The sequence below is a fragment of the Microcoleus sp. FACHB-831 genome (assembly GCF_014695585.1).
Lineage (GTDB): Bacteria > Cyanobacteriota > Cyanobacteriia > Cyanobacteriales > FACHB-T130 > FACHB-831.
This window is the reverse complement of sequence record NZ_JACJON010000068.1, coordinates 108,046-128,614: the sequence shown is the minus strand read 5'-3', so window position 1 is coordinate 128,614 and position 20,569 is coordinate 108,046. Positions and strand designations below refer to the sequence as shown.

General features: G+C 44.4%; 20 protein-coding genes. 15 read left to right on the top strand and 5 right to left on the bottom strand.

All coding sequences use genetic code 11. The annotated features are described in order from the left end of the window. Positions 1-164 precede the first annotated feature (164 nt). The 4 genes from H6F77_RS20980 to H6F77_RS20965 are packed head-to-tail and all read left to right on the top strand — an operon-like array spanning position 165 to position 5,920. Complete coding sequence (locus tag H6F77_RS20980; RefSeq protein WP_190490809.1) at positions 165-1,541, top strand: hypothetical protein; 1,377 nt, start codon at positions 165-167, stop codon at positions 1,539-1,541. A 20-nt stretch (positions 1,542-1,561) separates the two neighbouring features. Beyond that, positions 1,562-2,758, top strand: a complete 1,197-nt coding sequence (locus tag H6F77_RS20975) for a DUF1822 family protein (RefSeq protein WP_242022374.1) — start codon at positions 1,562-1,564, stop codon at positions 2,756-2,758. After that, positions 2,755-5,232, top strand: coding sequence for a CHASE2 domain-containing protein (locus tag H6F77_RS20970; RefSeq protein WP_190490807.1), 2,478 nt, complete (start codon positions 2,755-2,757; stop codon positions 5,230-5,232). Before H6F77_RS20975 ends, H6F77_RS20970 begins: the two co-directional genes overlap by 4 nt. Further along, a complete protein-coding gene (locus H6F77_RS20965; protein WP_190490805.1) occupies positions 5,225-5,920 on the top strand; it encodes a hypothetical protein in 696 nt (231 codons plus the stop codon). The genes H6F77_RS20970 and H6F77_RS20965 overlap by 8 nt, the downstream gene beginning before the upstream one ends. Positions 5,921-6,032: 112 nt before the next feature. Here the strand turns inward: H6F77_RS20965 and H6F77_RS20960 are convergent, their stop codons facing one another. Continuing rightward, complete coding sequence (locus H6F77_RS20960; RefSeq protein WP_190491041.1) at positions 6,033-6,278, bottom strand: DUF8620 family protein; 246 nt, start codon at positions 6,276-6,278, stop codon at positions 6,033-6,035. A gap of 308 nt (positions 6,279-6,586) precedes the next feature. Between H6F77_RS20960 and H6F77_RS20955 the strand changes: the two genes are divergently transcribed. The 4 genes from H6F77_RS20955 to H6F77_RS20940 all read left to right on the top strand — a co-directional run bounded on the left by H6F77_RS20955 (position 6,587) and on the right by H6F77_RS20940 (position 9,222). Then, on the top strand, positions 6,587-7,090 hold the full coding sequence (locus tag H6F77_RS20955) for a GNAT family N-acetyltransferase (protein ID WP_190490803.1): 504 nt from the start codon (positions 6,587-6,589) through the stop codon (positions 7,088-7,090). Positions 7,091-7,114: 24 nt separating this feature from the next. Beyond that, positions 7,115-7,960 (top strand): sulfurtransferase, encoded by an 846-nt coding sequence (locus tag H6F77_RS20950; RefSeq protein WP_190490801.1) that lies wholly within the window; start codon positions 7,115-7,117, stop codon positions 7,958-7,960. 30 nt (positions 7,961-7,990) lie between these two features. Then, on the top strand, positions 7,991-8,455 hold the full coding sequence (locus tag H6F77_RS20945) for an ABA4-like family protein (protein WP_190490799.1): 465 nt from the start codon (positions 7,991-7,993) through the stop codon (positions 8,453-8,455). Between the two features lie 191 nt (positions 8,456-8,646). Beyond that, the gene (locus H6F77_RS20940; RefSeq protein WP_190490797.1) at positions 8,647-9,222 is read left to right on the top strand and encodes a DUF924 family protein; all 576 of its coding nucleotides are present in this window, start codon (positions 8,647-8,649) and stop codon (positions 9,220-9,222) included. Positions 9,223-9,320: 98 nt separating this feature from the next. On the opposite strand, the gene H6F77_RS20935 is transcribed toward H6F77_RS20940, so the two are convergent. The 4 genes from H6F77_RS20935 to H6F77_RS20920 all read right to left on the bottom strand — a co-directional run bounded on the left by H6F77_RS20935 (position 9,321) and on the right by H6F77_RS20920 (position 13,821). Next, positions 9,321-10,223, bottom strand: coding sequence for a DUF1338 domain-containing protein (locus tag H6F77_RS20935; RefSeq protein WP_190490795.1), 903 nt, complete (start codon positions 10,221-10,223; stop codon positions 9,321-9,323). A gap of 57 nt (positions 10,224-10,280) precedes the next feature. After that, complete coding sequence (locus H6F77_RS20930) at positions 10,281-11,585, bottom strand: acetyl ornithine aminotransferase family protein (RefSeq protein WP_190490793.1); 1,305 nt, start codon at positions 11,583-11,585, stop codon at positions 10,281-10,283. Between the two features lie 128 nt (positions 11,586-11,713). Then, complete coding sequence (locus tag H6F77_RS20925) at positions 11,714-12,118, bottom strand: hypothetical protein (protein ID WP_190490791.1); 405 nt, start codon at positions 12,116-12,118, stop codon at positions 11,714-11,716. A 206-nt stretch (positions 12,119-12,324) separates the two neighbouring features. Further along, positions 12,325-13,821: an aldehyde dehydrogenase family protein gene (locus H6F77_RS20920; protein ID WP_199321464.1), complete on the bottom strand. Its 1,497-nt coding sequence runs from the start codon at positions 13,819-13,821 to the stop codon at positions 12,325-12,327. A 53-nt stretch (positions 13,822-13,874) separates the two neighbouring features. Here H6F77_RS20920 and H6F77_RS20915 point away from each other — a divergent pair, with 53 nt between their 5' ends. The 7 genes from H6F77_RS20915 (at position 13,875) to H6F77_RS20890 (ending at position 20,512) form a co-directional block, all read left to right on the top strand. Then, positions 13,875-14,429, top strand: coding sequence for a DUF6939 family protein (locus H6F77_RS20915; protein ID WP_190490789.1), 555 nt, complete (start codon positions 13,875-13,877; stop codon positions 14,427-14,429). Positions 14,430-14,757: 328 nt separating this feature from the next. Beyond that, positions 14,758-15,321, top strand: coding sequence for a D-alanyl-D-alanine dipeptidase (gene ddpX / locus H6F77_RS20910; RefSeq protein ID WP_309228896.1), 564 nt, complete (start codon positions 14,758-14,760; stop codon positions 15,319-15,321). Between the two features lie 237 nt (positions 15,322-15,558). Next, entirely contained in the window at positions 15,559-15,771 is a 213-nt protein-coding gene (locus tag H6F77_RS20905; RefSeq protein ID WP_190490785.1) for a DUF2997 domain-containing protein, read from the top strand. 145 nt (positions 15,772-15,916) lie between these two features. Beyond that, positions 15,917-16,681, top strand: coding sequence for a helix-turn-helix domain-containing protein (locus H6F77_RS20900; protein ID WP_242022372.1), 765 nt, complete (start codon positions 15,917-15,919; stop codon positions 16,679-16,681). 123 nt (positions 16,682-16,804) lie between these two features. Continuing rightward, on the top strand, positions 16,805-18,367 hold the full coding sequence (locus H6F77_RS20895) for an Hsp70 family protein (RefSeq protein ID WP_190490784.1): 1,563 nt from the start codon (positions 16,805-16,807) through the stop codon (positions 18,365-18,367). A 26-nt stretch (positions 18,368-18,393) separates the two neighbouring features. Further along, complete coding sequence (locus H6F77_RS28510; protein ID WP_255515823.1) at positions 18,394-18,522, top strand: hypothetical protein; 129 nt, start codon at positions 18,394-18,396, stop codon at positions 18,520-18,522. 7 nt (positions 18,523-18,529) lie between these two features. Continuing rightward, entirely contained in the window at positions 18,530-20,512 is a 1,983-nt protein-coding gene (locus H6F77_RS20890) for a WD40 repeat domain-containing protein (RefSeq protein ID WP_190490782.1), read from the top strand. The last annotated feature ends 57 nt before the right edge of the window (positions 20,513-20,569 follow it).

Sequence of the window (20,569 nt, the reverse complement as noted above, 5' to 3'; positions counted from 1 at the left end):
TCAGAATGTAATTCTGGGGCTACACAAACCAAGTCCGCCTGCGCGGACTAACCGAAAATCAAGGGTTTTGTAACCTGCGTAGGCAGGTTTCGTTTGTGTAGCTGCGGTTTCAACCGCCAGGTGCAAGGTTGGAGTTTACACAACGTTCAGGGATAAACGCCTTTATGGGTGCTGCATCGATATATTGGAGATTTCTAAGCATAGATGCCGCAGGAAGACGCAAAAGCGAGCAAATCCCTACGGCTAAAGCATTTTTCCAGCAGCAATTTCCCCAATTTATCGCTCAACCCGACGTACCAGATGCCAGCATTCAACGCCAACTGCTGCAAATTTCCTCCAACCCCGATGCAACCAACCGCCTAGACGCACAGATGTGTCTGCGCTGCTTTATCTCTAGCCAAATTGAGCAAACTTGCATTCAACTAGAATCTCAGTTTGGCGAAAATCATGGCTTTACCCGCTACGATTTGTTTCCCTTTGTCCTCGATGACGTTATCGTTGCATCTCCACGCAGTTCTTACCAATGTCTTGCTAACGAAATCTTGCAGACTTTTAATCCAGAACGAGGCAATCTGTCTACCTGGACTAATCGCTTAGTAAAACACCATCGCGAACTCAATTCTTTCCTCTTAGAACATGGCGTTTATTTAGTCAGCGATTGGGCTATTTTAAATGACACCAATCCGAAACAATTGCAGCGAATTTTTTTAGAATTTCATCATCTCACACCAGCAGAAATTCAGCAGGCTAGCACTCTCCTAGAAAGTTATCACGCAGTTTATCGCCGCGATCGCCTAGCTTCCCGCATGGCCAAAGTTAGGGGACAATGCCCCCTCCCCACCGCCGAGCAATTGCAACGTATCGCCCAAATTTTTCACCTCAAAGCTAATGAAAGTCTAGCAGCCGAAAACGTTATGAATTTACTACAAGATATTGCAGAACTGCTGAGACAATATCGCATTCATGTTAGAGGTGGAGCGCCGCCTACAGAATCTTTCGATAATCCAGATACTCGCGTAACAGATGCAATTAATCGCGTCTCTACTAGCATAGACGCTGAAGACGATAATACAGATTTCTTAAGATTTTATCGACGGCAATTCGTTGATTGTTTAGACCAAGCTTTAGAAAAAGTAATCGGCGATCGCGTCACCAAGCTCACTCGCAAAAACGATGAAATGGCGCAACAATTCACGGATGCTTTGCATCTATTTCATTGCCAGGGACAATCTATGGGCGCGATCGCTCCCCTCGTTGGGTTGCAAGCTCAATATCAAGTCACGCGGCTGTTGAAACTTAAAGAATTCCGCGCTGATGTCAGACAATATATGCTGAATTCCCTGTTGCGGTCTATCTTGGATAAAGCAACATCTTATACTAATCCAGAACGCCTCAAAACTCTGGAAAAACAAGTTGAAGCTGCTCTAGACGAACAAATTAGCGCAGCAATTCAAGAAGTAGAAAACGAAAGCGCTCAGGCAAAAAATCGCCCTTTAAGCAGTTTATTTGCCCAACGACTTTGCCGCCAATTAAAGACTTAATTTATTCCGGAAAAATCATAATGAATCCCACAATCGCTAATTTAATGGAAATTATGTTTGACTTTGAAGCCTTGCTCCCAGACACAATCGTCCTCCAGCCCAATGACATCGAACGGGCTATACAACTTAGCTTGCAGATAGACAATGAATTGCGACAATGGCAGACTTATCTCAACGCACTGGCGATGTTTGCTTTCGAGCAATGGGTGAAACATCGCGCACCAGATATACCGATAGATCGTGATAAATGTTCGATCTTTGCTCCGCCTAATGCTAATATAATAGATGCTGTTTGTAATTTAAATGTAGGAAATTTCAAAATTTGCTTAACCGCAGTTGGTAGCGTCATAGAAGAAGCGATCGCGCTGCCCAAAGCAATATTCGATTTGCCAGAATATACAGCTCAGTTTTATGTTTTAGTAGAAGTACGCGAAGAACTCGAAGAAGCTAGAATATACGGTTTCATGAGTTATGAAAAAATTGGAGAAGCACGAGCGATCGCGTCTTTACAAGAAGCAGATAAACAGGAAAATTACAGCCTGCCCCTAGATTTATTTGATACCGATTCCGATAATCTGATGCTCTACTTGCGCTGTTTGGAACCATCGGCTATTTTGTTACCAACTGAAGCGACAGATTCAACTAGAGATGAAATTAATCGCGTTTCTTTAGCAGATAGACTAAATGCAACAACGCAACAAATGCTAAATGTGGGGCTGTGGTTGCGCGATGAAATGGATGAAGTGGCGCAGGGATTATCTTGGGTACTGCTTCCGGCATTTTCCCCAGAGGCCGTACCGCTGCGATCGCCTACTCAAGAACTGGAAGTTATTTTAACAGAACTAGAGCGCGGGGGAACGTTAATTCCTCAGAACGCGAGGGGCGGTTATCAAGATTTGCAACTAGCTCAAAGTTGGGTGAGACTTTATGCAGTTACTTGGCCTATACTATCTGTTGATAATATTCCAGAATGGACATTATTATTAGTGTTAGGCTCGCAGCCAGGATACAACTTGCCAGATAATTTAATACTGCGAGTTAGCGACGAAACGGGTGTATTGGTGGAACGGGCACTAAACAGAGAAACTGGCGATAGTTATATTTATGCGAGGGTAGCGGGAACGTGGAATGAAACGTTTCTTGTTACTATTGCTTTAAGAAATAGTGCAACCCTAACTTTGCCTCCCTTTGCCTTTCGTCCCAACCAAACTTTATGACAGATAATTCTAGTTTCCGACTGAAGGTACAGCGGATAGATAAAACTTGTCTGTTTGAATTGTCCTGGGGTAGAGGACAACAACTTTGTACAACACTAAATTATCCAGAGACGCTGACAGGATTTTATCAAGAGTGGCAGCGAGTATATCTAAGTTTTTATAAATCGGCGCTGCGTGGGCGGGTAGAAGGCAGCGGGAGTATCGCATCACCCCCAATTGACTGGCACGCAAGGCTGGTGCAAGCCGAAGCCAGACTGTTGTATGAATTTCATCACTGGCTGCGGAGTGCTGAGTTATACGAAATTAGGGCGGCGATCGCTAAAGGGACTGGCGATCGCGCTAATCCACAATTACTTCCAAGCGGCGAAAAAGGGGAGAATGTCTTTCTTACTTGCAACTCCATTGAGTTAGCGCGTCTGCCTTGGGAAGCTTGGGAAATTGGCGCTGAATTTGCTACATCTAGGGCAATTCGTATTGTTCGCGCCCCTCTGAATATTAAGGAAGAAACACTTAAAGCCAAAAACAAAAAACATGGTAAAAAAGCCAGAGTTTTGGTGATTTTGGGAGACGATACGGGGCTGAATTTTCAAAAAGATAGGGAGGCAGTGCGATCGCTATCACGCATCGCAGAAATTAAATTTGTTGGCTGGCAACCAGGGCAGGATATTGCCCAACTAAAAGACGATATATGTCAGGCTTTAACAGACGAACGCGGCTGGGATGTGTTGTTATTTGCGGGACACAGTAATGAAAGCGCGATTATAGGAGGAGAACTAGCGATCGCGCCTAACACTTCTCTATCTATTAGCGAGATTGAACTGCAATTACAAATAGCAAAATCGCGAGGATTGCAATTTGCGTTATTCAACTCTTGCAGCGGTATTAATATCGCCGAATCATTAATTAACTTAGGTTTTAGTCAAGTCGCCATAATGCGCGAACCAATTCACAATGAGGTAGCGCAGAAATTTATAAAGCGGTTTATGCAAACCTTGGCAGAACGCAAGGACGTACAAGAGTCAATGCTTGCGGCGTGTCAGTATCTCAAACTAGAAGAAAATTTTACTTGTCCATCTGCATCTTTAATTCCGTCGCTTTTTTGTCATCCGGATGCAGATTTATTTCGCATTCCCCCATCGGGAATAAAGCAGATTATAGATGATATTGTACCGACGATGGGGGAAGCGATCGCGCTTTCGGCCTTGCTATTAATAAGTTTATCCCTCTCCGCCCAAAATTTTTTAGTAGACCAGCGCGTGTTAACGCAAGCTATCTACCGCCACCTTACAAATCAGCTTCCCAACGATAAGCCCCCAGTTCTGTTAGTGCAAATTAATGAAAAGTCGATCCAAGAGGCAAAAATACGCAACCCTAAGCCGATGGATCGTAAGTATCTTGCTAGTTTGGTCGATAAACTTTCGGCAATGGATGCCAGAGTTGTTGGCATTGATTATTTATTAGATCGCAAGCATGGAGATCGGCAGGGAGAAATCGAGGATGCGCGCCTTGCAAGATCTCTGCAAGCCGCCGTTAAAAACCCAACCCACCCCACTTGGTTTGTGTTCGCAATGACATGGGGCGACACCAAAGAACCCTTAAGCGTCCATCCGTCTCTTGCTAGCAATAATTGGAGTTTGCAAGGTAACATCAACGTCCTGCTTGGGAACATGAAATTAATACCTGCAAAAGATACTTCTAAAGCGAGTTTGTCTTTTTCTTATATGCTGGCATTAGCTTATAAATTAAATTGCGAAGATGCTACTCATTCCCACCAACATAAACCGCAACCGCAACTGCAAAACAAAACAGATTTTTTCTCAGAAGTAACAAGCTATCTTAGAGAAAAAGGGCAGCATTATAAAACTTTATTTCCGCCTGCTGCGCGTCTCCAGCCGATTACCAGCTTTTCCTATAAACTGCGTCAAAAGTGGTTGCACCCCATTATAGATTTTTCTATTCCCCCCGACCGCGTATATAACAGCATCCCTGCATGGAAATTATTACAAATTAAGGGCCATAGCTATCAATCTTTAAAGCAGCAGGTAGCGATTGTTGTGCCTTGGGGATATGGGGAGGCTGGCGTCTCAAAGGATGGCGAAGACAATTGGAATATGCCGCCTGCACTAAGTTTTTGGCTAACTCAAGGTGATTCGCGCAATTCGCGGATGGTGTCGCCGGGAGGAGAATCTCACGCCTATATGGTTCATCATTTGCTAAAAAATAGATTGGTGGTTCCTATTCCCGATTTGTGGGCGATCGCGGTAGCGTTGATATTGGGTAAAGGGACAGCATTAATAATTGGCAAGCGTCAGCATTATAGGCAATTACGGGTAATATTACCAGTTATAACACCCCCAGTTTATGGAATAGTCTGCTTGCAAATTTATATTTCTTCTGCGATTTTATTACCCTGGTTTTTACCCTCAGTTGCGTTTGGTTTACCAATGCTTTTAAGGAAAAGAAATTATGCATAAACTCAAGCGGGCACTGTCTGCCCTAGTGTTAACAACTGCCGCGATCGCTGTTTTGGGAGGCGACGCAATATGGGTGCAGGCGCAGCAGCTTCGCCCTGGACGAACTAACCAGCAGCAGTTACCTTGGAAAAATTTATTTGAGGAGGAAGATCCTACACCTCCAGGGCAAGAAAAGCGCGGTACTTCGCGTGGTGATGAAAATGTCTGCGCGATCGCTCCTGGCGTGCCGGGACAAACAATCCAGATTTGGAGCGATCGCCCCTTGTTCCTCTGGACGGGAACTATAAAGCGAATTGAGGTGCGCCTGCATGACACCGGAGAGCTTTTGTGGGATAAGACGTTGAAGGAAACTGACACCAGCCTTATTTATGACGGCGAAGCACTCGAACCTGGCGAAACTTACGAATGGGTGATATTTGAGCCGCCTTCTGCGCCTATCTACAAAATGACATTTCAAGTGATGGACGGAACAGAGCGCGATCGCATTACCGCCGATCTAACACGCTTAGAAAATCGCATGAAGCAATACAATGCTACTCCTGAAATGATTGCCTATACTAAAGCAAAATACTTTGCCAAAAATAATCTTTGGGCAAATGTATTCCAAGAAGCTTATGCAGTCAAAAATCCTTCTTCGGCTCTAACCAAATTTATCCAAACAATTCCCGAACAATTCTGCAAAACGTAGCGAATTAATTCGCGGTTCATAGTTCATTGCACGAACAACCAACTATGAACCGCTAACAGGTAGCGGACAACTTTATGGGTATTTAAATCCGCTTAGAGACTAAAAATGCCTCTCACTTGGCAGAGTCCAGGCGCTTGGAAATTTGACTAATTATCCCGCTAAGAATTGCGCCTGCCATCAGAATGCCAATAGCTGGCGTAAACACGGGTTGCCAAAGTTTGTACCACAGATCGAGTCCGAGAGGAAGGCCGACAGACTTACCAAATACAGCGATCGCCAACCACAGGAAGCTAAACAATACCAAAAATACGTCCGCTACTAAAACCAGATTTAGCCAATCGAGCAGTTTATCTTTCATCATCACAGGTTTGAATGCCATTCACATTTTCTATCAACCTGTTATTTTATTGATTTTTCTGGCATAAGATGTCAATTCCACAAAAATAACAACTTTTCTTGTAGAACAAGCGTGACGCCTGCTGCGAGGACGAACGCCCCCCTGGTTCCCTAACTCACTGGCAATACAAGCTTTTGAGCAGATCTACTTAAGCCTTGGGAAATAAATTTTTATCTACCTGGCGACAGATGAATCGCACTATATAAACAGTCAAAGATTCCAGTCAAGTAGCCCGGCATTGCCCACCAATTACCTTACCAAAAACTTGCATGATTGTAGCTGAAACCCCCTCTTTAATTCTCCGATATATAACTTTAGATGACGTAGATGAATTGGCTAAAATATACGCCGATCCTGTTGTGATGAAATATTTTCCCAGCACGCGGACTTATGAAGAAACCAAGCTGCAAGTTGAGTGGTTTATTACGTGGTACGAAAAATACGGCTTCGGTTTGTGGGCAACAATTCACAAAGCTGATAATAAATTTATTGGGCGGTGCGGATTAATACCCCAGATAGTCGATGGTAAAAAAGAGCTAGAAATTGGCTACTTGCTGGCTAAAGAATATTGGAATAGGGGTTTAGCAACAGAAGCCGCGATCGCCAGTAGAGATTATGCCTTCGAGCAACTAGGCTACAGCCGCCTTATTTCGCTAATTCACCGCGATAACATACCATCTCAAAAAGTTGCCTTGAAAGTAGGTTTAACCTACGAAAAAGATTCTTGGATTTCGTGGGAAATGATGGTTCGCGTCTATGCAATTCACAAATAATCAAATTTTTCAAATTAAGTTACAATGTCTAACGCTATTTCTGATACTCAGTGGGTAGTTAGCGCCACACAAGCCAAACAACTAATCGAACGCGGCGCTACTATTTTGGATACTCGCAATATAATTTTATCGTTACTTGGGCATATTCCTGGCGCCGTGCGCGTAGCTTGGCAGGATTTTTCACAGCAAGAACCACACTATAAAGGTAAACTAATTGATAACCCTAATATTCTTCAAGAAAAAATTCGGGCTATCGGTATTTGCAACACCAAACCTGTAATTGTAGTTGGCAATCCACCCCACAATTTTGGTGAAGAAGGGCGCATTGTTTGGATGTTACGCACTTTAGGACACCAGCAAGCCGCCTTTGTTGATGGCGGACACAATGCTCTTGTTAAAACTGGCATTCCAATTGTTTGGGAATCAACTCAACCCAAACCTGGCGACTTTGTTATAAAGCTAACGCCATCATATTCCATCGATTTTGATGAACTTAAAGCTAATATCCAAAATTTAACTATCATTGATACCCGCGAACCTAGAGAATATGCAGGCGCTACTCCTTACGGCGAAAAAAAAGGAGGACATATCCCTGGTGCAAAGCATTTTTACTTTAAAGATTTGATGGATACAAACGGTTATTTGCTTCCCAGCAACGAACTTATTGCTAAATTGAATGAATTAGCAATTAAGCAGCATACTCCAATTACTGCTTATTGCACTGGCGGTATCCGTTCTGCATTTTTTGTCAGTGTCCTTACTAACTTAGGCTTTAATAATATCAAAAATTATGCTGGCTCAATGTGGGAATGGAGCGCCTCCAACTATCCTTTAGAAAAATCACCGCCTACAGGGATAATCTATACTTAATAAAAGTTTACACTATTTTTCACCACCAAAATGCTCAGTCAATTATTCAATGGTGCTAATCTGTTTGTGTTGCCCTTCTGGGCGCTGATGGTGCTGCTTCCCAACTGGAAAGTCACTCGCCGGGTGATGGAATCTTATCTGCCGTTTGTGGCTTTAGCCAGCGCCTACGTGTATTTGTTTATTATCAGCGTCACGCCAGAAAATGCCGCAGCTTTATCAAACCCTCAGTTAGCAGATATTGCGCGATTTTTTGCAGATGAAAAAGCTGCTGCAACCGGATGGATTCATTTTCTGGTGATGGATTTATTTGTGGGACGCTGGATTTATTGGGAGGGACAGCGCACTGGTATTTGGACCGCACACTCTATCTTACTCTGTTTGTTTGCAGGGCCGTTGGGACTGTTGTCGCACATTTTGACAACTTGGGTGAAACAGTTATTTTTCTCACCAAAAGAATCCGAATCGGCGACTCCCTCACCCACCACTTCTGCTTAAAATACCCTAAAATAGAAGTAATCCCCTGTATCTACAGGGGATTATTTAGCCCCGTTCATTTCGGCGCAGGAGCGCATTTTAGCTAGTTCATTAACAGGCTCATTATCTCTACAACAGAGCCTGTTAATGATTTTCTTGCGTTGAGGGATATAGCAAAATAGAGAAAAATATCAAGTATGCAGGATAGCTGAATGTCGCGAGTTGATGAAATTTTAGAATTTTGGTTTAATAGCCCAGAGCATGATAATTATGGTAAACAACGTAAGGAGTGGTTTACTAAAAAAACGCAGTTTGATGAACAAGTGCGATCGCGCTTTTTATCAGATTACGAATTAGCTGCGGCTGGCAAGCTTGACGACTGGAAATTATCACCCCCTAGCTGTCTGGCATTAATTATATTGTTGGATCAATTTCCTCGCAATATGTTTCGCGGTGAAGCGAGAAGCTTTGCCACAGACGCGCAAGCACTCGCAGCAGCACAACACGCAGTACAAATGCAATTCGATCGCCAATTGCCGATAGTGCAACGCTGGTTTATATATTTACCATTTGAACACAGCGAAGATATTAATATGCAGCGCCAATCGGTAGCGTTGTGGCAACAATTGAGCAACTATCCAGAGTGCGCCGACACTATTTCTTACGCCATCCGCCACTTAGAAGTAATCGAAAGATTTGGGCGTTTTCCACATCGCAACAAGATACTCGGTAGGAAAACCACTCCCGAAGAGGAAGAATTTCTCAAGCAACCAGGTTCCTCATTTTAATTAGGATTTCCTCGTTACCAGGCTGGAGCCTGGTAACGCAAGAATGGAGGCTCTGCCTTCATTCTAATTCAACCAGAAGCATCCACAATTAATATAATCTAAACTTTGCGGGTCATCTCAAACAAATTTGTCGCTTGCGAACCAAGAAAACCTTCAAAAAGTGCTTTCTTTCCAGGCGCGATTTCAACTTCATTGCGTTCGGCAATCTCATAATAAGCGTAAGTCCAGGGAATACTTATTTTCTCGCCGCTAATATCATCTATCACAGTCACATTTTCTGTCACCGCCTGCGTCGCTGTCTGACGCAAACCGCTTCCCCGACTCCCTTCAATTTCAGCTTTCATCGGTACACCCCGCTGAGATAATTCACGCGCCGTGCTTTCGATATCTGGATAGATAGGGGTGTTTTGGCGGTTGATGTAGCCAGTGAAGTGATTAACAGCGTAACCGTGCAGCAACACCCACGCACCATACTGAGTTACTTTATTAACTTGTTCGATAACAGACTTAAAGGGAGTTCCCCAAGGACGAGTGAAGATGTTTTGGAGCTGATCTACTTGGGTTAATGATTCTATGTTGCTAAGATATGTAGCAGAATTTAGATCAAAATTAGAGTTAACTGTGCGATAAATTAATTGCGCGATCGCATCCGGCAATTCCTCTACAATTAACTCGCTAATAAACAGTTTTGGCAGATCAAATTCCTCTTGTTGAGGATGCCGATAGTGACGCGCATAGAGATGCTTATCGGCAAAAATATATTCCCCCGCCGCTGAGTAGCCTAAAGCTTCAGCAATCTGCGCTAAATAGTCAATTCCCAAGTTAATTTTTCCCCGTTCTGTATCTACACCCAGACGCAAAGAACGGAAGGCGATATGGTCGTTGGCGACACTACCACCCGCTTCAGTTATCATCTGTTGATAAACTTGAGCATAACTTACTCTGGCGCTGTATTTTTCCCAGAGATTATTCCACAGGTTACAAGCAATTTGTGTTTTCATATTCGTACTGTTTAAGTATAATTAGGTGGGCAATTCCCACCATACGAAATCTGATTTCTATGCAATTGATTCCAATAATTCTGCAATAATTTTCAAGGCAATTTGAATTTGCTCGCTGTCGATAACTAGAGGCGGGCAAAAACGTATCGCCGCCTTACCGCAACCTAGCAGCAACAAGCCTTTGTAGAAAGCATCATCTACAATTTTATCGCGCAATTCAGCATCAAGATTACCTGCATCGTCGAGTAAGTCAATCGCCACCATTAAACCCTTACCTCGTGGCGGAGAAACCCGATTAAATTTATGCCCCAATTGAGTTAAACTAGCCTGCAATAACTCTCCCATTTTATGGGCATTTTCCATAAGTCCGGTTTCCAACAATCGCAGCGTTACGTTAGCAGCAGCGCAGGCAACTGGATTGCCACCGAACGTGGTAGCGTGGGAACCGGGAGGCCATGTCATCAGCTCGGATCGAGCTAGAATTGCACCTAAAGGTAAGCCGCTGGCGATGCCTTTGGCTAGGCTAATAATATCGGGCATAACACCCCAATGTTGGATGGCAAATAGTTTTCCAGTGCGACCCATTCCCGATTGCACTTCATCAATTACCATGAGGATATTGTAGCGCTCGCATATCCTTCTAATTCTTTCTAAAAAGCCATCTTCGGGAACAATATAGCCCCCTTCCCCTTGTATTGGTTCGACAACAATAGCAGCGACTTCTGTAGGGGGAATGATGGTATTAAAAAGCTTTTGCTCCAGGTAATCCAGACTTTCGTGAGTACCGTATGGAATATGAGTTACGCCTGGTAATAAAGGGCCAAATTGTTTTCTCTGAACAACCTTGGAACCTGTTAAAGACATCGCCCCATAAGTGCGTCCGTGAAATGCGCCCAAAAAAGCTATTATTAGAGAACGTCCGGTATAGTAACGAGCTAATTTAATCGCCGCTTCATTTGACTCAGCACCAGAGTTAGTAAAAAATACTTTAGCACCGTTAGGAAAAGGCGCACGGTTGGCTAATTGTTCAGCCAATTCTACCATCGGCTCGTAGTAAAAATCAGTCCCCGACATATGCAGAAGAAGCGCAGATTGATCCTGAATTGCGCGGACAACTTCCGGATGAGCGTGACCAGTATTAGTTACTGCAATTCCTGCCGTTAAATCTAGAAAAACATTACCATCAACGTCTTCTAGCATGCAGCCTTCACCCCTTGCAGCTACTAACGGATAGCCGCGAGTATAGGATGGGGAAGTAACAGCGCGATCGCGTTCAATTAAAGCACGAGCGCGAGAACCAGGCAAAGAAGTTACCAAGCGAGGCGCACGGGGTAATAGGCGATTATTTGGAATACTCAGCATTGTTGATTTTAGATTAAAGATTTTAGATTAAACCATTACTCCCTTTCTTCCAGTAGCCTGTGATTCCATCTGAATAAGTTTCCTCGCCTGCACTACACGGGTGTAAACCGTGCAGTGCTTGCATATTCCTACTGGAGGGGTTGAGTAGAACGAACTTGAATATCATCCAGAGTTTGCATTAATAGCCGCTTCGCTTCTAATTTCCAACCCAATTTCTGTATTCTAAAAGCCGCTATTGTACCAGCAACACTTGCTATCCAGCCCAAAGGTTGTTCAAAAGAAATCCCCGCTAACAAACCCAATCCAGCAATTCCCCAGAATGGTAAAGCTACTGTTTGACGCTGTGATAAAATCAAATTTTGGATCGGGCCTTGTGGCATCAAAGGCAATAATTCTTCGCGCACCTTTCGCTGTTCTGCCGCCGGAACAGATAGCCCAATTTTCCGCCGCAGTTTCTCTATTTTCCGGGCATCGGTACTGTACTCAGTTAACTCGTCCTCTGCCATTTGAATCAGTCTTTCTAGTTGTGACATTGTTTATTCTCACGTTCTAGATATTAGTTTAATCTTGTAGGGGTGATAAGTAGTAGATAAACTAAACAATATTTTTAGACCGACATTGACCACCCTTATCTTGTTGTCAAGATTGTACGGTTTTAGCGATCTACGTTTAATAGCAACTCTACCTAATTATCAACACCCGCCCAATCCAAAATCTAAAATCAAAAATCTAAAATTCTTCAGTGGTTATCAATCTGGGCGCGTTGCAAACGACCGGAGAAATCCACATAAACACTCTTCCATTCAGTAAATACATCCAAAGCCGCGCTACCAGCTTCGCGGTGTCCGTTACCAGTCTGTTTAACACCTCCAAATGGTAAATGAACTTCTGCGCCAATAGTGGGGCCATTTATATAAGTAATCCCCGCTTCGATGTCGCGCATGGCGATAAAAGCGCGGTTGATATCGCGGGTATAGACTGACGAAGAAAGGCCATAGGGAGTATCGTTAAGGATAGCGATCGCTTCCTCAAATTCTCCTACCTCTATCAACGCTACAACAGGGCCAAAAATCTCCTCCCTCGCCACGCGCATCTGCGGGCTAACATTATTTAAAATAGTCGGTTTAAAAAAGTAACCGTGTTGCAATTCCCCATCCTTCGCTACTTCCCCACCGATTAACACCTCCGCACCCTCGCTGCGAGCAATTTCCAGATAATTACTAACGCGCTTGAGTTGATTTGAGTTCACCAAAGGGCCAATATCAGTATCGAGTTCAATCCCAGCACCAAGACGCAATTTACTGGTACGCTCTAGCAACATCGCCGTAAATTTATCTTTAATATCGCGATGCAAAATTAAGCGGCTCGTCGCCGTGCAACGCTGACCAGTTGTGCCAAATGCTCCCCAGATAGCACCTTCTAAAGCTAATTCTAAATCAGCATCTTCCATCACAATCTGGGCATTTTTCCCGCCCAACTCCAGACAAACTCGTTTGTGAGTTTGTCCGCAAATAGCCCCAACTTCTGCACCAACTTGCGAAGAACCTGTAAAAGATACTAAATCGATGCCGCGATGTTCTACTAAGGCTTTACCAACTTCTGCACCAACACCATGTATTAAGTTAACAACTCCTGGGGGCAACCCTGCCTTATCAAAAATTTCAATAAGGAAAGTTGCACAGGCAGGCGTATCTTCGGCGGGTTTAAGAATAATAGTATTACCGCAGACTAAAGCAGGTAAAGCCTTCCAACAAGGGATAGCAACAGGAAAATTCCAAGGAGTAATTAAAGCGCAAACACCTATCGGCATCCGCACGCTCATGGCAAATTTGTTGGGCATCTCGGAGGTAGTTGTTTGCCCAAACAATCTGCGACCTTCTCCTGCATAATAGAAAGCGCAATCAACTCCTTCTTGCACATCTCCACGGGCTTCCGCTATGGGTTTGCCCATCTCCTGGCTCATTAGCTGGGCGAGTTCTTCTTTATACTGGAGTAACAGTTCGCCAACTCGATAGATGAATTCCGCACGAGCTGGCGCTGGAACGAGACGCCAGGTGCGGTAGGCACGGCGGGCGGCTTCAACGGCTGCATCGACATCAGCAGGCGCGGAACGAGGGAAAGTGGCGACAAGTTTTCGCGTGTCGGCAGGATTGCGGCTTTCCAGTTCGTCTCCAGATTTGGCTGGTAGCCAGCAACCGTCAATGTAATTAAGAGAATTTATCCAGTTTGTCATCATACTTAAGTGGTATATCAGCTAGTCTGAGAAGATGACTAAAGCAAGGTTAAAAGATGTCACTTATAGTCGCAAGTCGGAGTAAGTCTCGTGAGAGTTTGCAAAAACGCTATGGCGAAGACACTGTGATACTCGACCTTACCTCTCGCGGCCAGCCGCCTTGGTTGCGTTTCAGTCCTTTTTATCCTCATGGTGATATCCCGGTTCCCTTTTCGCCTGGACAGTTCAGCATGACAGTGGAAGGTATCTGGCAGGGATTGAAGGTGTTCGAGTCTGCGGACGTAGACAAGTCCAAACTGACGATAACCAGCATGAAAGGCATTAAGCGCACGTCTCAGACTTACGGAAAGGTGCTGGGCCACCGGGCTGGGTTGACAGGCAATGAACTATTGTCTTATGCACAAGCGCGTCGTCTTATCTATCTACCATCTTATCGCTGGGTGCTGGATAACCGCGTTCAAGACTTACTTGATGAATTGAAGCGTCAGGTTGCGGAGAATACAGTGGTTTTGTTGGACTATCAGACTAATTGCGATTTGGATGATTTGTCTAGCCCTCTCTCACACGCAGGTCTTGTTAAGCGGTATTTAGAGGGTGATTGGCCGCAATAATATTTAATAAGTTATTGGTTGTTACTATAACTTATGTCTCATTTAATGAAGAGCGATCGCCTAGAAAGTTTGAAGCTAATAACTCTATAATAAATGCCGCCTTAAAAATCTTGTGTCGAACTATTGCAGGAAGGTAAATCATCCTTATCCTGGCTTCCTTTAAAATTACCAACACTAATTAACTGCCCTCGTTGTAATATCAAATATCCCCATACATTTAGGTGACAAGATGCATCGCTTTGGTCAATGGTTTCCCAAAATTACGCTATTATTTTTTACGCTGATTTTTTTGAATTCAATATCGGCTAGTTTCGCACAGGAAACCATAGTGACATCTCCCGATAAGGTTAATCTGGTAGACATTACCTCTGTCAATCGCAAGATTCGTCTGGATATTCGCTACGCAACAACCAACAATTTTCTGAAAAAAAAAGTATACCCAGTAGAAAGATGCTTGCTGCGTGCTTCAGTTGCCAAACAACTGTTACGAGTGCAAGCAGATTTGCAAAAAAAAGGACTGGGTTTAAAAGTTTATGATTGCTACCGACCGTTATCGGTACAGAAGCAGATGTGGGCAATTATGCCTGATTCTAACTATGTAGCTAATCCTGCTAATGGTTCAAGACACAATCGCGGCGCTGCTGTGGATTTGACACTTGTTGACAGCGCGGGGAATGAATTGGAAATGCCAACGGAGTTTGATGATTTTAGCGATCGCGCACATCGAGACTACCAGGGTGCGAGTCCCAAAGCTCTTCAAAATCGCCAGCTACTTGAAGATGCAATGAAAAATCGCGGCTTTATACCTCTAAAAAGCGAATGGTGGCACTTTGATGCGCCGGGATGGGAAAAATTTCCCCTCCTCGATGTACCTTTGGAGTCGATCAAGTGATACCCAGCCGGATGCGATCGCATGTCATAGGGTGGATTGTTGATTGTTTATAAGCTTAAACCTAACCCCGCCGCCCCCTTCACGGCATCGCAAGGGGAGGCGTTGGGGGTGAGATTAACCAAAAGCCTTGGTTGGCGAGACATCCTAGATTAGGAAAGTTAAACTGCTAATAGCGAGCTAAAAACCGCGAAGCCGATAATATCGGAGACACCCAGAATAATCACCAGAGGAATTGTTATGGCGCAATATCAGAAGATTGAGTATCGCATCGGCAAAGATGGCAAGATCACTGAGGCGGTGCTGAACGGCACTGGAGAGAGTTGCACTTCGACCACTTCAGGAATTGAGCAAGCGCTGGGCAAAGTCGAATCGCAAGATCTGTTGCCTGAATATTACCAAGGGGACGAAAATCAAACAATAACAGGTACGCAATCTGTGAACCAGAGCTAGTAGTCTTTAGTCCTGAGTCATTTGTTTCTAGCAGGGTTGGAACGTTGGAACGAAAGAAAGTTTTAAATAAACCAAGTTTAAGGTTCCAAAGTTCCAACATTGTCAGACCAATGACATGAGACAAATGACCAATGACCAATGACAAATGACGAATAATTATTTTATGTTTGATAGCCTGAGTACGCAACTGCCGACAATCAGCAGCCTCCTATTTGTAGGAGGCATATTTTTTGTAATGGTTTATTTTCGTGGTGGAACTTCCAGAGAAACAAAGTTCCTAAAATATGATGAAATGCTGCGCGATCGCATGGCGTCTCTCGGCATTGCCAGCTTCACTCGTTTGCAGGAAAAAGCTGGTTTAACTAGCTTGCGCTTGCGTCAAGTGCGCCGGGGTAACATAGCAGAATTGAGGCTAAACCAGCTAAACAAACTGGCTTTTGCTTTAAATTGGAATGCGGCAGAATTGTTGCAAAACTTAGGTGTAGTACCTCCACCTTCAAGGCAAGAAATAGAATCATTGCGTCTGGAATGCCTGCGGCTGCGCGATGAGTTAGAACAACAGAAAACTCAACTAACGGCTGAGGTAATAAATTCAACATTCCAAACTTTGCAAACATTACTGACAAACTATCCCAGCATCCGAGAAATGGTGCAAGTTAAGCCAGAATTGCCTGCTAAAAATTTGCTTTCATTATTTACACCCCTGGACAACCTGATATCAAGTTGGGGTTATGAAACAATTGGAGAAGCTTGGAAACAAGTCGAATATAACCCGCAGTTGCATCAGCCTGATGCTGGCGATATTGCCCCAGGAGAATTAGTTTATGTGCGTTTTATTGGATATAAAGAAGGAGAGCGAATTCTCATTCCAGCCAAAGTCAGTCGCACATTACCTGGAGGCGGGAAATAGTTTTGACTTTTGTAGAGACGCGATAAATCGGAGTTTTGAGTGTTTATCAAGGGTAATGCACGCCATCAAGGCAATTGGTGGGCAATGCCCGTCCTACTAACTACTAACAACTAACAAATATTTATGACAGTAATCGCTATTGATTTCGGTACTAGCAACACAATTGTTGCTGATTTAGATCCCGTGACGCAAAACCCGCGCACGCTGAAATTTAACCAAATATCGCGGACTTATGAGACAGTTGGGGGTAAAGTAAGCGTCGTACCAACTCTTGTATTTGTGCAAGGGGAGAATAGATTAGCATTTGGAGAACAAGTGCGATCGCAGCGTCTTGGTTTTGCCCAGCCAGAACGTTTGTTCAAAGCTTTTAAGCGCGATTTAGCCGCAGATTATCAACCGCCAGCCCGCTTTTTTGATGGCAATAGTTACAGCGCTGAATTAGTTTCAGAACTGTTTATTAAAGAAATTTGGCAACAGTTATCCGAACAACGAATAGAACCCAGCAGCGTTATTTTTACCGTTCCAGTCGGAGCATTTGAACGTTATCTTGATTGGTTTCGCGAGCTTGCTGAGAAATTAGGTGTTGATGATGTACAGGTAGTAGATGAATCTACCGCCGCCGCGTTGGGTTACGCTGTCAAACGCCCCGGTTCTGTTGTCTTGGTTGTAGACTTTGGCGGCGGTACTTTGGATCTGAGTATTGTTCGCACGGTTGCTGCTAGCGGCGGACAGAAAGTGTTGCGTGCAGAAGTGCTGGCGAAGTCAGATGCTTATGTGGGCGGTGTCGATATTGATACCTGGATTGTAGAAGATTATTTGCAAAAAATTGGTTCTTCGCGGGAAGAGGTAAAAGAAATCGGCTGGCAGAATTTATTGGAACTAGCGGAAGTTATGAAAATCAAACTTTCGACAGCGCCAGAAGCGAAGGAAAGTTGGTTTGATGATGAAAATTTTATTTCGCACGAATTGCAACTAAATCGCGATGGTTTAGAGGAGATTTTAGAAAATAGACAGTTGTTAGAACAAGTACGACAAGCTTTGGATGAAGTGCTAGCAATTGCTTATAACAAAGGTATTAGCAAAACAGAAATTGAACTGGTGGCGCTGGTGGGAGGGACTGGCCAGATTCCAGCAGTGCAGCAGTTAATGATTTCTTATTTTGGCAAGCAGAAAGTTAAATTAGGCAAGCCATTTGAAGCGATCGCGCACGGTGCATTAGCGTTAACTCAGTTGGGTATAGTGGACGATTATCTGCGTCACGGCTATGCTATCCGTCTGTGGGAACCTTATGCCAGAAGTTATTCTTATTTCCCTTTATTTGACAAGGGAATAAAATATCCTTGCAAACGCGAGGAACAATTGACTCTACAAGCAGCAACAGAAGGACAGAAAGAGATTAGGTTAGATATTGGGGAAGTCGCAGATATGTCTAGTGCGGAAGTGACATTTGATGCTCAAGGGAGGATGACGAGTACGCACCTAAATCAACATACAGAATTTAGATCTTTGGAAAGTCACCACGAGCAAGTTTGTGTAGCGCATCTCAATCCGCCGGGACAAACTGGAATAGATAGGATTGCTGTTGAGTTTGAGGTAAACGAACAGCGGATATTGTTGGCGACAGTGAGGGATTTATTAACTGAAAACGTGTTGGTGCAGAGGGAAGCGATCGCTAAACTACAGTAATAAACTGGAGTTATTATAGAAACGCGATGCCTTCGGCGGGCTTCGCCTACGCAAGTTGGGGAATAAGGGTGCAAGAAGCCGCGCAGCCAGCGGAATGGCGATCGCGATCCCATATCCCTGGCGAATTAGCAATATTCAGACCTTATCAAGAGTAAAAGTGCAATGCCACAAAATCCCAATCAACCGAGAGATGACGATGCTGTATTGGGAGGCGATTCCCAGCCTCCAATTAATGCTGTTGTCTTAGGCGGGTTAGAAGGTGTGAAGAGACGCTTGGCTAGTACAGTAGAAGCGCAAAGGATTCTCGCGCTACAAGATGCCCTCAATTATGGCGAATCAGGCTTAGATTTGGTAATTCAAGCCTTGCACGATAAATCGGGGGAGGTAAAGCACGCAGCATATTCGCTACTGCTGACGAAGACAGAAACGAAAGCCAAAACTGCTTTAGAAAAATACAATCCTTATCAATTTTTTGAGTGTCTCCGCACCTTCGAGGCGCATTCAGGCATTGTTAATTCCGTAGCAATAGCCCCGGATGGGAAAACTATTGTCAGTGGCAGTAATGACAACACCATCAAAGTGTGGGATTTCGTGACGGGCGAGTGTTTGCGCACCCTAAAGGGGCACTATACAGGCATTGTTAATTCCGTAGCAATAGCCCCGGATGGGAAAACTATTGTCAGTGGCAGTCGGGACAACACCATCAAAGTGTGGGATTTCGTGACGGGCGAGTGTTTGCGCACGCTAGAGGGGCATTCAGACGATGTTCATTCCGTAGCAATAGCCCCGGATGGGAAAACTATTGTCAGTGGCAGTTACGACAACACCATCAAAGTGTGGGATTTCGTGACGGGCGAGTGTTTGCGCACGCTAGAGGGGCATTCAAGCTATGTTTATTCCGTAGCAATAGCTCCGGATGGGAAAACTATTGTCAGTGGCAGCTACGACAACACCATCAAAGTGTGGGATTTCGTGACGGGCAAGTGTTTGCGCACCCTAGCTGGGCATTCATACTATGTTAATTCCATAGCAATAGCTCCGGATGGGAAAACTATTGTCAGTGGCAGTCAAGACAAGACCATCAAAGTGTGGGATATCTCCACAGGCAAATGCAAGCGCACGCTACAGGCGCATTCATACAATGTTAAATCCATAGCAATAGCGCCGGATGGGAAAACTATTGTTAGTGGCACTGAAGACAATACTATCAAAAGGGATAATACTATCAAAGTGTGGGATATCTCGACAGGCGAGTATCTGCGCACGCTACAGGGGCATTCAGGCGGAGTTTTTTGCGTAGCAATATCTCCAGATGGTAAAACTATTGTCACAGGCGGTTCGGACAAGACTATTAAAGTGTGGGATCTCGTGACGGGCGAGTATTTACGCACGCTACATGGGCATTCATCCCCTATTTATTCCCTAGCAATAGCCTCGGATGGTAAAACTCTTGTTAGTGGCTGTGAGTACAAAATTATCAAAGTGTGGGATCTCGTAACGGGCGAGTCTTTGCACACGCTAGAGGGGCATTCAAGCATTGTTGAATCCCTAGCAATATCCCCGGATGGTAAAACTCTTGTTAGTTGCGGTGGGGGGGATAGGAGCATCAAACTTTGGGATCTGGTGACGGGTGAGTCTTTGCGCACGCTACAGGGGCATTTAACTTCCGTAGCAATATGCCCGGATGGTAAAACTATTGTTAGTGGCAGTGCGGATAAGACCATCAAACTTTGGGATCTGGTGACGGGCGAGTCTTTGCGCACGCTACAGGGGCATTCATACTCTGTTAGTTCCGTAGCAATAACGCCGGATGGTAAAACTATTGTCAGCGGTAGTTTAGACAACACCATCAAAGTGTGGGATATTCTGACGGGCGAGTGTTTGCGCACGCTACATGGGTATTCATCCGCTGTTTATTCCGTAGCAATAGCCTCGGATGGTAAAACTATTGTCAGTAGCAGTGAGGGCAACATTATCAAAGTGTGGAATATTCTGACAGGCGAGTGCCTTCGCAGCTTCGAGGGGCATCCACACAGGGCTCGTTCCCTAGCAATAGCGCCGGATGGGAAAACTATTGTCAGTAGCAGTGAGGTGTGGGGAATAGGCATCGCGAAGTTTGAAGTATTCACTCGCGAGAATGATTAGGGCGATCATCGCATCCTTGCAACGATCGCCAGATTCGCCGTCCGCACGTTGGGGAAG

What these genes read in the sequence shown, in the direction of transcription:
- H6F77_RS20980 (WP_190490809.1), top strand. Translation starts at nt 165, where the DNA reads ATGGGTGCTGCATCGATATATTGGAGATTTCTAAGCATAGATGCCGCA.
- H6F77_RS20975 (WP_242022374.1), top strand. Translation starts at nt 1,562, where the DNA reads ATGAATCCCACAATCGCTAATTTAATGGAAATTATGTTTGACTTTGAA.
- H6F77_RS20970 (WP_190490807.1), top strand. Translation starts at nt 2,755, where the DNA reads ATGACAGATAATTCTAGTTTCCGACTGAAGGTACAGCGGATAGATAAA.
- H6F77_RS20965 (WP_190490805.1), top strand. Translation starts at nt 5,225, where the DNA reads ATGCATAAACTCAAGCGGGCACTGTCTGCCCTAGTGTTAACAACTGCC.
- H6F77_RS20960 (WP_190491041.1), bottom strand. Translation starts at nt 6,278, where the DNA reads ATGAAAGATAAACTGCTCGATTGGCTAAATCTGGTTTTAGTAGCGGAC.
- H6F77_RS20955 (WP_190490803.1), top strand. Translation starts at nt 6,587, where the DNA reads ATGATTGTAGCTGAAACCCCCTCTTTAATTCTCCGATATATAACTTTA.
- H6F77_RS20950 (WP_190490801.1), top strand. Translation starts at nt 7,115, where the DNA reads ATGTCTAACGCTATTTCTGATACTCAGTGGGTAGTTAGCGCCACACAA.
- H6F77_RS20945 (WP_190490799.1), top strand. Translation starts at nt 7,991, where the DNA reads ATGCTCAGTCAATTATTCAATGGTGCTAATCTGTTTGTGTTGCCCTTC.
- H6F77_RS20940 (WP_190490797.1), top strand. Translation starts at nt 8,647, where the DNA reads ATGTCGCGAGTTGATGAAATTTTAGAATTTTGGTTTAATAGCCCAGAG.
- H6F77_RS20935 (WP_190490795.1), bottom strand. Translation starts at nt 10,223, where the DNA reads ATGAAAACACAAATTGCTTGTAACCTGTGGAATAATCTCTGGGAAAAA.
- H6F77_RS20930 (WP_190490793.1), bottom strand. Translation starts at nt 11,585, where the DNA reads ATGCTGAGTATTCCAAATAATCGCCTATTACCCCGTGCGCCTCGCTTG.
- H6F77_RS20925 (WP_190490791.1), bottom strand. Translation starts at nt 12,118, where the DNA reads ATGTCACAACTAGAAAGACTGATTCAAATGGCAGAGGACGAGTTAACT.
- H6F77_RS20920 (WP_199321464.1), bottom strand. Translation starts at nt 13,821, where the DNA reads ATGATGACAAACTGGATAAATTCTCTTAATTACATTGACGGTTGCTGG.
- H6F77_RS20915 (WP_190490789.1), top strand. Translation starts at nt 13,875, where the DNA reads ATGTCACTTATAGTCGCAAGTCGGAGTAAGTCTCGTGAGAGTTTGCAA.
- H6F77_RS20905 (WP_190490785.1), top strand. Translation starts at nt 15,559, where the DNA reads ATGGCGCAATATCAGAAGATTGAGTATCGCATCGGCAAAGATGGCAAG.
- H6F77_RS20900 (WP_242022372.1), top strand. Translation starts at nt 15,917, where the DNA reads ATGACGAATAATTATTTTATGTTTGATAGCCTGAGTACGCAACTGCCG.
- H6F77_RS20895 (WP_190490784.1), top strand. Translation starts at nt 16,805, where the DNA reads ATGACAGTAATCGCTATTGATTTCGGTACTAGCAACACAATTGTTGCT.
- H6F77_RS28510 (WP_255515823.1), top strand. Translation starts at nt 18,394, where the DNA reads ATGCCTTCGGCGGGCTTCGCCTACGCAAGTTGGGGAATAAGGGTGCAA.
- H6F77_RS20890 (WP_190490782.1), top strand. Translation starts at nt 18,530, where the DNA reads ATGCCACAAAATCCCAATCAACCGAGAGATGACGATGCTGTATTGGGA.